This is a genomic window from Pontibacter anaerobius (genome assembly GCF_026241195.1).
Classification (GTDB): Bacteria; Bacteroidota; Bacteroidia; order Cytophagales; family Hymenobacteraceae; genus Pontibacter; species Pontibacter anaerobius.
Genome location: NZ_JAPFQO010000007.1, coordinates 141,132 through 153,495 on the forward strand (window position 1 = coordinate 141,132; position 12,364 = coordinate 153,495).

Consider the following 12,364-nt stretch of genomic DNA (forward strand, 5'->3'; position numbering starts at 1 on the left):
TTTTCAATTTGTGGCTTACCATGGGTTGAGTTTGTAACTCAACCGGGCCAGCGGCGCAAACTATAGCCGGAACAGGAAGATGACGTACGGTATGAATTCAAAAACAGCATTCACGCATTGTTGCCACACCCTAAATTCCGAACACGCTTAAGCCATGATCGAAAGTATAACCGACAGCTTCATCAAGAAAATTACCCGGAGCCTGAAGCGCGGCAAGCAGGTGCACCGCCGGTTGCCGCAGGGCGGGCTGCTGTACATCGACAGGCCCCTGCCCTTCCTGGTGCTCTTCCGCCACCCTGCCGGCGAGCCTGACCACCCGACCGCCGACTTCCTGAAAGCCAACGCGTCCTACATCATCGCACGCCAGGAGCAAACCGAGGAACTGCGCCCACTGGTGCAAAGTATAGCCAGGGCCATGGCTGATGAGTTCGGCGCGTTTATGATCATTGAGTTGACGGCCGCCCCTGACAACCCTGCCGAAGCACCGCTGTTTAAGGTGCTGGGCCCGGAGAAGCACCTGCCCACCACGACTGAGACCATTGCAAAGGAGCTGCAAAGTATAAAACTGACGCGCATCCATACTTCTGTGGAGGTGGAGAGCAACGAGCCGCTGCTTCAGGAGCCGCTTTGCCTGATGCCCGAGGAAGACCTTAAAAAGCACAGTGTCCTGATGATGGGCCTGCAGCTGAAGCCGATTTACCGGAACGCCACCACGGGCAAGATTTACCCGCTGCTGCTGCGTACGCTCCGCGAGAAGGTGGCCAACGCCATCAAGAAAACCGTTTTCGACTTTGTGAGTGTGCAGACCACGCACCACCCGGTGCACTTCCAGGCGCTGGGGCGGCAGTCGGTAAACCGCGTGGTATGGCGCATCGACAAGCAGCTGACAAGTATAAGCGACCAGTTCCGGTTCCTGCTGCTCGTTACGCCCGTAAACAACAACGAGGCCTGGGCCGAGTTCAGGAAGGCAAAGTACAACAAGCCGCCTACCTTCCACTACCGCCTCATGCCCATCGATGCCGACCACCTGAAGCGCAAGCTCTATAACATCTCTATTGAGAAGGTGGATGACCCCACGCTGGGCTACCTGTTCCGGGACAAGCGTCACGAGCTGGACAAGATGCTGACCATGCTCTCAGACCGTAATACACCGGATTTCCTGTACAGCAGCATGCAGCTCTACGGCACCGTTACCGACCAGCTCCTGAAAGTGGCCGAAGGCATACTAGCCACTATTCCGGAGCCGGAGCGGAGCGGCAAACCAGACATTATACCTGTGCCTGAGTTTGTGGCGCAGGCAGAGCGGGAGATCGCTTTCCTGAAAGAGCAGTACCCGGATCTGGACTCCGGTGTAGATGTGCGTGATGATGTGGTGGGGCTTATCGTCTCAAAAGGCAGGCTAAACGTGGGCACCGATGCCAGGATACCGCGCCACCGCGCCGAGGCCTTGATCCAGCACGAAGTAGGCACCCATATCCTAACATACTTTAACGGGAAGGCACAGCCGCTGCACCAACTCTACGTGGGCAGCCCCGGCTACGAGGAGTTGCAGGAGGGGCTGGCCGTACTGAGCGAGTGGCTGGTGGGCGGCCTGGACCAGGACCGCATGCGCATACTGGCCGCACGCGTGGTGGCCGTGTACCACCTTACCAAGGGCTGCAGCTTTGTAGACAACTTTTGGCGGCTGAAGGACGAGTACCATTTTGATGACGAAACGGCCTGGAACGTGGCCATGCGCGTGCACCGTGGCGGCGGACTTACCAAGGACGCCGTGTACTTGCGTGGGCTCGTGCACCTGCTCAACTACCTGAAGGAAGGAAACGAGCTGGAACCCCTGCTCATCGGTAAGATCCGGCAGGACTATATTCCCATTGTGCAGGAGCTTATCTACCGCAATGTGCTGCGCCCCATGCCTATTAAGCCGCGCTACCTCCTCGACAGCAGCATCAGGCCAAAGCTGGAACAACTAAAAACCGGTATTTCAGTATTTAATTTACTGTGATCTTCCGACCACATCAATCAACATAAAGACACCCAAATGACAGTAGGATTTGTAGTTAACAATATAGAAACAGAAAAGGCAGCATACACCACTATTTTCCTGGCGCAGCGCCTGCACAACGCCGGCCATACAGTATACCTGATGGGCGTAGGCGACCTGGCCTACTACCCCGACGGCTACATGGGCGCCATGGCCGTGCAGGCAGACCCAAACCACAAGTATAAATCACCCTCCACGTTCATTGACTTCATCCACAGCGACAAGGTGAAGAAAGTACGCATTACCGCCCGCGAGCTGGATGTGCTCATGCTGCGCAATGACCCATCTTCCGAGCCGGAGGGCCGATCCTGGGCGCAGAATGCGGGTATTATCTTCGGTCAGCTGGCCATGCGCCACGGTGTTATCGTGCTCAACGACCCTACCTCGCTCTCAGACGCAGTGAACAAGATGTACTTCCAGCATTTCCCGGAAGCTGTTCGTCCGCGCACCCTCATCACCCGCGACAAGGAGGAAATCAAAGAATTCTTTAACGAGCAGAAAAACAATATCATCCTGAAGCCACTGCAGGGCTCAGGCGGATCGGGGGTGTTTATGGTGAAGAAAAAGGACTCTACCAACCTGAACCAGATTGTGGAGGCCATCAGCCGAGACGGCTACGTGATTGCGCAGGAGTACTTGCCAGAGGCCACGGAAGGCGACGTGCGCTTGTTTGTGATGAACGGTGAGGCATTACAGTACAAAGGGAAATATTGCGCCATACGCCGCGTGAACAGCCCCGATGATATCCGCAGTAACATACATGCCGGCGGCTCGGCCGTGGCAGCCAAGGTAGACAAGCGCATGCTGGATCTGGTGGAGCTCGTAAAGCCGAAGCTGATACAGGACGGCATGTTTCTGGTGGGCCTTGACATTGTGGGCGATAAGCTGATGGAGATAAACGTGTTCAGCCCCGGCGCTTTGCCAACGGCCAGCGAGCTGGAGGGCGTGGACTTTTCGGAGCCGGTTATTGCCGCCCTGGAGCGCAAGGTGCATTATAAGAAAACCTACGGCACCCAGATAGATAACAAAACTGTGGCAATGATTTAAGGTCGCTACCCCTATCGAACTACAGAAAGCAGGGCCTCAACCCTGCTTTTTTCTTGTCCTTTGCCCGCCTCTGCAGGCTCAACAACAGCCTCTAACCTGTGTTATGACGCCAACCAAGTATAATCACACCTCTTCTGCCTGTCTTGCTGAAAATATTTTCAGCCACAAGAAACACGCAATTCATTGTATTTTAATGAGTTACAAACCAAAGACAGGGACAATAGAAAAAGGCGGAAAATATTTCTATATTTTCCTTTTGGAAATGAAATCAAACAGGTAATTTTGCACCCGAATTGAGAGAGACACTATATCGGAAGGCTAATATAGTTAACAATATTTTAACATACAAGCCTTGTTCTGATTTTTTAAGTAGAACCTCGAATATTTCAGGCAAGCAGAGGGCTTCACGCCGGGCCAGCCACTCCAAAGAGAAGTAAGTTTACTAAAAATAAGGTTAGATAAAGTTTAGATTAGTTTAGTTTGTTTTAAGGTGAGAGAAAGCCCCGTCATTAAATGGCGGGGCTTTTCTCATTTTTATACTTCTATACTTTGTCCATCACCAGCAGCCAGCCTGTTACCACAGCTAAAGGTATAAGCGCCAGCAGCAGCTTCAGCACAAAGCCCGGCGCTGCCGTGCCCGCCCCCCAGGAACCCCGGCTAAACATATAGCGGGCGCTCACCACCAGCGAGAAGAAAGCCAGCACTGCCATGGCGGCATGCACTATCTGCAGCACCTGCGGCGCGTTTATACTGGCATCCCATACCCGTAAGCCCACGCGCACCAACCACGGCACCATGGCCAGCGAGCAAAGCAAGGCCAGCAAAGCGCCCAATTTTATCCGGAACAGCGTAACCCAGGAGGCCAGCCCAAACAAAGCCATACCCGCCATCAGCGCCACGTCAGAGTATACATTGTGCGGCACCGATACGTAGCCCCTGAAGAAAAGTATAACCGTTGCCGTGGCAACACCCGTGAGAAAGTATAGCAGATACCGCGTCATACAGGTATCATACTGCAAAAAGGGTGTTTCAGATACTGGCTTACCTTATAGTGTACCTGACAGGCAATGTGTAGCGTACTTCAACAGGCTTTCCTTCTAATAAGCCGGGCTTCCAGGCGGGCATACTTTGGAGTACACGCAGGGCCTCCGCGTCGCCGTCCGGGTGCAGGCTTTTTACAGTCTCTATATCCTTAAACCTCCCCTGTTCATCTACAAGATACGTTAATACCACCAGCCCCTGCACACCCGCTTTATACATGCTTTTCGGGAATTTAATGTTGGAGGCCAAATATCTTAACATGGCATACTCCCCTCCAGGGAATTCTGGCATCTGCTCCATCGGAAAGAACTTCACCTCCTCGCCTGCTTCATTATAAAGTTTACCGGAGGTCATCTCTCCCTTCTCATACACCTCTATCCGGCGTACATCCCCAGTCTCATAAAAAGCTTTAAGCGTATCCTGTGCTAAATTGTCGTGGTAGTAGCGTGTATAGCGCAATTGCCCGCTCTCGTACCAGGCTTTATATTCGCCGTTGAGTTTGTTGTTGCTGTAATACCCCTGCTCCTTTAGGTTTCCGTTGCTGTGCCAGATGTAATATGCCCCCTGCCTTATACCTAATTTGTACTCGCCTCCGTCCAGATCGCTGAAGGTGGTTTGCTGCACCTTGGTGCTATCGGCGGCATGGTACCGTACTCTGGTGCCGCCCCCAACTTCGTTCTCTTCCTGTATCTCAAAAAAATACGCCTCTGCTGCTTCAACCTCTCTGATACCACTTTTGCTGAAGTACTTTACTTTTTTCTGCTGCTGTGCAAACGCCGCGGTACTTATCGCTAAAATAGCTACAACTATAGCTCCAGCTCTCTTTAACTCTTTCACTTCTTTTGCTTTATCGGTATAATAATTCTGCTAAAGTAGTACATTCCGTTAAAAACTCTTGTGGCAGAAAGACAAGGTGGCCGGGTTTGGTACTTAAACTTAATCTTTGGCTATTTGTATAGTATAAGGCCTGTGCCGGAAAGTTAAAGAAGTATGAGCGAAACGAGAAAAGGAACGAGAGACAAGGCAAACCAACAAGACAAGAAAACCCTGCGCGAGCAGGTGGGCGCCCTGAAGAACCTGCCCAAGTTTTTCAGGCTGATCTGGGAGACAAGCCCGCGCCTGACCATTATAAACCTGCTGCTGCGCCTGGTAAAGGCCTCCCTGCCGCTGGCCATGCTGTATGTGGGCAAGCTGATCATAGATGAGGTGATCCGGCTGATTGATGTGACCGGCGAGCAGCAACTGACCTACCTCTGGACACTGGTTGCGCTGGAACTGGGGCTGGCCGTGCTGTCGGACCTCATTAACCGGGGCATTACGCTGGTAGATAGCCTGCTGGGCGACCTGTTCTCGAACCGCACCTCTGTGGCCCTTATAGAGCATGCCGCCAAGCTGGACCTGGCACAGTTCGAGGATGCCACCTTCTATGATAAGCTGGAGCGGGCACGGCGGCAAACGGTCTCACGGGTGGTGCTCATGTCGCAGGTGCTCTCGCAACTGCAGGATATCGTGACCATTGCTTTCCTGGCCGTTGGTTTGATTACCTTTAACCCCTGGCTTATACTTATACTTCTGGTGGCCGTTATACCTTCATTCCTGGGCGAGACGCACTTTAACGAGCGCAGCTACTCCCTCTCCCGCTCCTGGACACCCGAGCGCCGCGAACTGGACTACCTGCGCTACATAGGTGCCTCCGACGAAACAGCCAAGGAAGTCAAGACCTTTAACCTCTCGGGTTTTCTGGCCGGGCGCTTTAAAGAGCTTTCGGACAGGTATTATCTCCTCAACAAGAGCCTCACCGTGAAGCGGGCTTTCTGGGGAAGCGCCCTCTCCGCCCTCGGCACACTGGCTTATTACGGTGCTTACGTGTTTATACTTTTCGAGACAGTGGCCGGTAACATTACGGTGGGTAGTTTAACTTTCCTGGCAGGCTCGTTCAGCAACATGCGCAGTTTACTGCAGGGCATCATGACACGCTTCTCCCAGATTGCCGAGAGTGCCCTATACTTGCAGGACCTCTTTGATTTCCTGGAGCTGCAGCCGCAGATCACGCCGCCAACTAATCCGCTGCCTATCCCCCGCCCCATACAGCAGGGCTTTACCTTCGAGAACGTGGGGTTTAAGTACCACAACTCCGAGAAGTGGGCCGTGCGGCACTTGTCATTTCACCTGAGGGCCGGCGAGAAACTGGCTTTGGTGGGCGAGAACGGGGCCGGCAAAACCACGCTGGTAAAGCTGCTGGCCAGGCTCTATGAGCCCACAGAAGGGCGCATCCTGCTAGATGGCATTGACCTGCGCGAGTATGACCTGAACGATCTACGCCACCAGGTAGGCATTATTTTCCAGGACTATGTTTGCTTCCAGATGACGGCCTCCGATAACATCGCCATCGGCCAGATCAGCAACATCTCCGATAAAGAACGTATTCAAGGATCTGCCCAGAAGAGCCTTGCCGACCCCGTAATCCAGCGGCTGCCGGACAAGTATGAGCAGGTGCTGGGCAAGCGCTTCAACAAAGGCGTGGAGCTTTCGGGCGGAGAGTGGCAGAAGGTGGCGCTAGCCCGTGCCTACATGCGCGATGCACAGCTGCTTATACTTGATGAGCCAACCTCTGCCCTCGACGCCCGCGCCGAGCACGAGGTGTTCCTGCGTTTCTCGGAACTTATCGAGGGGCGCACCGCCGTACTCATCTCCCACCGCTTCTCCACCGTGCGCATGGCCGACCGCATCCTCTTCCTAGAGCAGGGCCAGCTCAAAGAACTTGGCTCGCATGAGGAGCTGCTGGCCCAGAACGGCAAGTATGCAGAGCTGTTTCAGTTGCAGGCAAAAGGGTATCTGTAATTTTAGAATGAGTGGAGAGTTACCAGGCTCAACCTTCTTACTGGAAGTTAAGAGTTAGGGAACGATGAACCCACCCCTACCCCCAAAACAGGAGAGGGAGTTTCGCAGTACCGGTTCCAACCACCCCTGCCCCTCCTTGTTTAAGGAGGGGAGTTCTGCTGAGGCTCCGTCAGCGGTGGCTATCGAACTGATCCCAGTCTTTGGGTTGAGCGCCTATGCGAGTTTTTCGGTCCCGAAGGGATTACAAAGCGATAGCGAGCAAAGAAAAGCTCCCAGCGCGATGCGGGAAGACGAGGCCTCCCGGCCGTGAGGGCACCACAACTTGAGATGAAACGATAGGTTTTTAGGACTGAGGATAAACAGCAGAAAGAGAGGATAGCTTGATACAGGCTGCGGATCAGCAGCGGCTGGAAAGTACGACTAAAGGAAACAGTAGCACAGCCATAGAAAACAGACAAATACTATCAAACCCACTTACAAAGTATAAACCACCTCCCAACTTATCCACGTGGAACATAGCAGGTTAAAACGGGAAGAAGTATGGAAGTATGATGGAGGCAAGCAGCCAGAAAATCAGATTTAGCGGCGTGCCTACCTTCAGGTAATCAGAGAAGCGGTAGTTGCCGGGGCTGTAGATCATGGTATTGGTTTGGTAGCCCATGGGAGTCATGAAGCTGAGGGAAGCGGCGTAAGCCACCGCCATCAGGAAAGGGCGCTCGCTCACACCTAACTCTTGTGCCGTAACAATGGCAATGGGCGCCAGTAAGGCTGCCGTAGCGTTGTTAGACATAAAATTGGTAGTCATGAAGGTGGTAAAGAAGAACACCGAGAGCAATGCATGGGGACCATACGCCCCCACCCCAAGTATAAGGTAATCGGCAAGTAGTTTGGCGGCACCTGTCTTCTCCAGGGCGGCCCCCATCGAGAGTACCCCACCCAGCATAAAGATTACTTTCCAGTCGATAGCGTTGTAAGCTTCGTCCAGCCGGATACACCCAAAAATAACCAATGCCACAATCCCCACTATCGCGCTTAGCACAATGGGCACCAACCCTGTTGCCGCCGCCAACACCACCAAAATACTAATAATCAGCACGGGCAGGATCTTGCTGTAATTAAAATTACTCCGGACGGTTTGAGAGATAATTAGTATATCGTCGTTCTGGCGCAGCTTTTCGGCCTGTTCGCTGTTGGCGGCTATCAGCAGCACGTCGCCGGCAGAGAGCTTTACGTGGGCCAGCTTGTCATGCACAATCTCGTCGCGGTGGCGGATGGCCAGCACCGAGGCGCCATAGTTGTAGGCCCGGAAATTAAGCTCCTTCAGCGACTTGCCTTCCATGTACGAGTTGGGGGTAACGATGGCCTCGTAAAGCATACTATCATACATGCCTACGTCCTCATCACGGAATTTACGCTCCGATTTCAGGATAACCCCCTGCTCCTGCTTCAGCTTTTTCAGCTTCTCCACACCAATACGCACCTTCAGCACATCGTTAGCCCGAAGTATAAGCGCCGGGAAAACTTGCAGTTTCTCCTTTTCGCGCATCACCTGCATCACTTCTATGTCTAGGTCGCGCACCAGGCTGGAGCGCTGCAGCGGCACCCCTATCAGAGGCGAGCCCGGCAGCAGCACAATCTCCGTCAGGTAATCTCCCAGGTCAAACTCCTCCGAAAAATTCTCCGCTACTTTGCGGTCAGGCAACAGGTGGCGCCCTATTAAGAACATGTACAGTATACCAGCCAACAGAAACCAGATACCGGCAGGAAGAAACTCGAACATCTGCAACGGTTCCAAGCCCTGCGCCTGCGCAATACCGCTTACCAGAATGTTGGTTGAGGTGCCGATAAGGGTACAAACACCTCCTAGCAAGGCGCCAAAGCTTAACGGAATCAACAGTTTAGAGGGGCTTACCTTAATGTCTTTACTTACCTGAATCACCACGGGCATTAGCAGGGCCACCACGGCCGTGTCGTTTATGAAGGCAGAGAGGGAGCCGGAAATGAGCATCAGGGCGAGCAGGCAAAGCAGGTAGCTGTTTCGGCCCACGCGCGTAAGGCTCAAACCTATACTATTCAGCGCGCCGGATTTAAAAATGGCAGAACTGATGATAAACATGGAGGCAACCGTGATCGTGGCGGGGTTACTGAAGCCGGCAAAGCCCTCGGCAGGGGTAAGGATACCGGTTACCATAAAAAGCACCATGGTCAGAATGGCAACCGTGTCAATTGAGAGCCGATCGGTTACAAAAAGTATAACCGCTAGCAGAATAATCCCTAACACAATCCCAATCTCAACGGTCATAAGTTATAGTGCTGCAGGTGCATTTACCCATGAGGAGCATGTGAAAGCTACAGACGAGCATATTTAGGATACTATAACTTAATTTGAGAGCGTACGGTTACAGCACAGAAACTGTTTATACCTCTGTTACTGTGAAAGTTATACTTTGTTATTGCTCTAGCCAGGCTTCGGCTTCTGAGTAGGATGCGAAGTGCCTGGTGGAGGTATAGCCCTGCCCGAAGATGGCCTCTGCCTGCAGGTTTGCAATGCGATCTATAGAATTTACGCAGGCTCCTTTTTTTAGCCCTGCTTCCTGCAGCAGCATTTGGGCCTCTATGTGCAAATTCATGACGGATTGGGGATGGGTGATCATGGTACTCAGGTCAAAGAGCAGTGTAAAACCCGGCTTCACCAGCGTCAGAGCCTTCCCCAGATCAGCCAGGTAGGCAGGCACTGCGCTTTTGCTCTTCCAGAAACCATAGATGCTGAGGCACAACCTGTTTTTCTGGGGTAAGTACAGCAGCTCGTAACACTTGTTTTTGGCTACAAGGGTTTTAAGCTTATTTTGGATTTCATTTCTGTCGGTGCTGTACGTAGTCATTCTACATAGCATACGTATACCAGCGCCAGTTTCCTTTAACTATAAAGGGGTAAAGTATAAATATATTATTGCAACCTATTTAAAAATGCAAACAGAGGGCTATGCTTTTGTACTTAAGGCTCTAAGGACAAATTAGAAGGGATAATTAGATCCGGAGGATACTGCTCAATTCGTGCACCACACCATTTTTAACCTGCACATCTGGGCGCTGTATACTTACACCATTTACCAGTGTCTGGCCTTTTTTGTGGTAGATGGTAACACTTGTGCTACAAACTGACTGAATTCTTTTGCCGTCTTTCATGTCTTTCTCCAGGTGCACACCCTTTAGAATATGGCTTGAAAGTATGGCGCGCAGTCGCTCCGGCGGCTCATTGCTGATGCTTTGCAGGGCACTCTCTGGCGGTGCCAGCAGCGTAACCGGCGTACCACCCGACAGCAGGGGCGTGAAACCGGCTTTGGTAAGCAGGCCAGCCAGCACAGGGCGCTCTTTAATCACGTACTCCATCACGGAGAGGTCTTGCTGTGCCTGCCCCGCCTGCCCCCATACTGTAAACAGTACAATTAGCAGCAGTTTTAAATATGTATTCTTTTGGGTCGGTTTCATGGTACTAAGGGTTATACCAGCCTTATACGTAGCCGGCCCCATAATAGCCAGATTTAACCCATACTTATCTACCGCAAAAAGTACAATTTACCAGGAGCTACCTGCTTAAAACATGCGCCAGTTGGCAATCTGCTGAAAAAAGTTCGGGAGCGAACTTGGCACCAGCACCAGGCTTAGCACAAACCCAAACACAGCACCATAGAAGTGCGCATCGTGGTTAATGTTATCGCCCATGCGCTTGCCCGAGAAGTAGGAGTACATCATGTACAGGATACCAAAAATAAAGCCCGGCAGACACAGGAAAGCAAAAAGGCAGATATCTAGGGTTGGAAAGAAAAGTATACTTGAAAAAACGATACTTGCCACCCCACCCGAGGCTCCGAGTGCACGATAAGGCGGGTCGTTGCGGTGCTTAAAGAACGTAGGTATATCTGATACAATGATGCCGCCCAGGTACACCAGCAAGTATAAAAGTATACCTGTAGTAGCCCCATAAGCCGATTTAAACACATACTCCACCACATCGCCGAAGAAGAACAGCGTGAACATGTTGAACAGCAGGTGCGTGAAGTCGGCGTGCAGGAAGCCGGAGGTAAGAAAGCGGTACCAGGAGTTGTCGCGCTGCACGGCATAGGGCTGGAAGATCCATTTATGCATTATGTCCTGGTTTTGCCAGGCGTACAACGTGATGCCAACAGTAATAATGATCAGAATTATGGTAACGCTCATTTTTGGGAGTTAGAGAGTTAAAAAGTTTGAGAGTTTAGGAGTTAGAAAGGGCTTTTTACCTTTCTAACTCTCTTTATTTAATGTGCAGCTTTATACTTTGTGCCTATTGATGATGCCGGTATCGAAATCTGGCGGGTATAAGAATCTTTTCTTTGCACCTGCGGACCAACAATTTAACAATGCATCAATTTAACAATTAAGAATCCCTTTCCATCAGCTGCATAGCTAGGCCGCGGATGGTGCTCTTGCGCTCCTCCGGCAGCTGGATGGCATCAAGGTGCTGCAGGGCTTTCCGGAAGTACAGATCAATGTGCTGCTCGGTCTGGTGGCGGATATTCAGCTGGTCGTATACCTCGGTCACGGCCTTAACCTTTTCCTCGGCTATACTCTCGTCCGTTTTGTCGCGCCAGCCGGTGATGGTTTGCCGCTGCTGCTCGTTTGCCTGCTCCAGCGCCGTCAGCATCAGGAAGGTTTTTTTATCCGAGAGGATATCCCCGCCCACCTGCTTGCCGAACTTGGCTTTGTCGCCGTACACGTCCAGCAGGTCGTCGCGCAGCTGAAAGGCAATGCCGATGTTGTCGCCGAAGGCTTTCAGGTGCTCGGCATCGGCCTCAGGCGCGCCCTGAAGTATGGCACCCAGCTCCAGGCTGAAGCCCAGCAGCACAGCCGTCTTCAGCGTGATCATGTGGATGTACTCCTGGATGCTTACCTGCTCGCGGCGCTCGAAATTCATATCAAACTGCTGCCCCTCGCATACTTCGGCGGCCGTGCGGCTGAACAGGCGCAGCACCAGGGCCAGTTTGTCCGGCTCCACGCCCAGCAGCAGCTCATAGGCACGCACCAGCATCACATCGCCGCTAAGTATGGCTGTGTTGGCATCCCACTTCTCGTGCACGGTTTGCTGCCCGCGGCGCAGCGGGGCACGGTCCATGATGTCGTCGTGCATGAGCGTGAAGTTGTGGAAAACCTCGACCGCCGCAGCGGGCAAAAGCGCCTTCTCCACGTCGTCATCAAACATTCTGGCACCCAGCAGCACCAGCAGCGGGCGAATTCTCTTGCCACCGAGGCACATAATGTAGCGGATCGGCTCGTAAAGCTCCACCGGGTTTTCGCCATAGCGGAGCGTGGACAAAGTATGATTTATCTTTTCAGACAGGATGTTGATATCCACAGGGT

General features: G+C 52.5%; 10 protein-coding genes. 3 read left to right on the plus strand and 7 right to left on the minus strand.

All coding sequences use genetic code 11. From position 1 onward, the window contains the following. Positions 1–154: 154 nt before the first annotated feature. Complete coding sequence (locus tag OO017_RS11335; RefSeq protein WP_266052605.1) at positions 155–2,002, plus strand: peptidase MATCAP family protein; 1,848 nt, start codon at positions 155–157, stop codon at positions 2,000–2,002. Positions 2,003–2,038: 36 nt separating this feature from the next. Then, positions 2,039–3,088: a glutathione synthetase gene (locus OO017_RS11340; RefSeq protein WP_266052606.1), complete on the plus strand. Its 1,050-nt coding sequence runs from the start codon at positions 2,039–2,041 to the stop codon at positions 3,086–3,088. A 542-nt stretch (positions 3,089–3,630) separates the two neighbouring features. Here the strand turns inward: OO017_RS11340 and OO017_RS11345 are convergent. Both OO017_RS11345 and OO017_RS11350 read right to left on the minus strand, forming a co-directional pair. Next, positions 3,631–4,089: a hypothetical protein gene (locus OO017_RS11345; protein ID WP_266052607.1), complete on the minus strand. Its 459-nt coding sequence runs from the start codon at positions 4,087–4,089 to the stop codon at positions 3,631–3,633. 40 nt (positions 4,090–4,129) lie between these two features. Beyond that, positions 4,130–4,966, minus strand: coding sequence for a TonB family protein (locus OO017_RS11350; protein WP_266052608.1), 837 nt, complete (start codon positions 4,964–4,966; stop codon positions 4,130–4,132). 153 nt (positions 4,967–5,119) lie between these two features. Between OO017_RS11350 and OO017_RS11355 the strand changes: the two genes are divergently transcribed. Beyond that, positions 5,120–6,970 carry an ABC transporter ATP-binding protein gene (locus OO017_RS11355; protein WP_266052609.1) on the plus strand — a complete coding sequence of 617 codons (1,851 nt, stop codon included), beginning with the start codon at positions 5,120–5,122 and terminating at the stop codon, positions 6,968–6,970. Positions 6,971–7,493: 523 nt separating this feature from the next. Here the strand turns inward: OO017_RS11355 and OO017_RS11360 are convergent. The 5 genes from OO017_RS11360 to OO017_RS11380 form a co-directional block, all read right to left on the minus strand. Further along, a complete protein-coding gene (locus OO017_RS11360) occupies positions 7,494–9,272 on the minus strand; it encodes an SLC13 family permease (protein WP_266052610.1) in 1,779 nt (592 codons plus the stop codon). Positions 9,273–9,420: 148 nt separating this feature from the next. Next, a complete protein-coding gene (locus OO017_RS11365) occupies positions 9,421–9,852 on the minus strand; it encodes a hypothetical protein (protein ID WP_266052611.1) in 432 nt (143 codons plus the stop codon). A gap of 145 nt (positions 9,853–9,997) precedes the next feature. Beyond that, complete coding sequence (locus OO017_RS11370; protein WP_266052612.1) at positions 9,998–10,459, minus strand: fasciclin domain-containing protein; 462 nt, start codon at positions 10,457–10,459, stop codon at positions 9,998–10,000. A 105-nt stretch (positions 10,460–10,564) separates the two neighbouring features. Further along, positions 10,565–11,188: a rhomboid family intramembrane serine protease gene (locus OO017_RS11375; protein WP_266052613.1), complete on the minus strand. Its 624-nt coding sequence runs from the start codon at positions 11,186–11,188 to the stop codon at positions 10,565–10,567. 196 nt (positions 11,189–11,384) lie between these two features. Beyond that, a complete protein-coding gene (locus OO017_RS11380; protein ID WP_266052614.1) occupies positions 11,385–12,359 on the minus strand; it encodes a polyprenyl synthetase family protein in 975 nt (324 codons plus the stop codon). Positions 12,360–12,364 lie beyond the last annotated feature (5 nt).